This window comes from Bradyrhizobium sp. P2_E8 (assembly GCF_056403875.1).
On sequence record NZ_JBFUES010001937.1, the window covers coordinates 1 to 509 of the forward strand.

The 509-nt window shown below is 72.5% G+C and carries 1 protein-coding gene; it reads right to left on the bottom strand.

The window, feature by feature from the left end; translation table 11 throughout:
- Positions 1 to 509, bottom strand: a 509-nt coding sequence (locus AC1D00_RS44800; protein ID WP_477015173.1) for a DUF4175 family protein, incomplete at both ends; no start/stop codon positions are given.

The following is a 509-nucleotide window of genomic DNA, read 5'->3' on the forward strand; positions in this document are numbered from 1 at the left end:
GGCGCGGACATGCGCGGTGCCGTCACCGGTGATGGCGAAATGCTTCTCGTTGGTGCCCTTGGGCGTGGCTTCGGTGGGGGCGACCTCCTTGAGGCCGCCGGAGACGACGACATCCAGGCTGCCGCCGGAGGAGCGCACGATCAGGGTCGAGCCGGCGGGAACGGCGAGCGGGCCGCCGGCGGGCAGCGCCGCGGCCTCCTTGTTGGCGGCCGACAGGATCACCGGCGGCTTGCCGGTGTAGAGCGGCGGCGTGACCCAGGCATCGACGCGAACATTGGTCGGCGCCAGCACGCCGTTCCAGTCGAAGGCCGCGCCGAGCCGCATCGCGCGCTCGTTGCCGGCGGCGAAGAAGGTCGCAACCAGCATCACCATGACCAGCGCTCGCAGCGCCCAGGGATCGTGAAGCGCGAGCCGCGGGCGCGGCAGACCGGCGCGGATGCGCTTGAGCGAGGCCAGCGTACGCTCACGCTGCGCCTGCCACAGCGCCTTCGCGACAGGGTCCTGCGAGG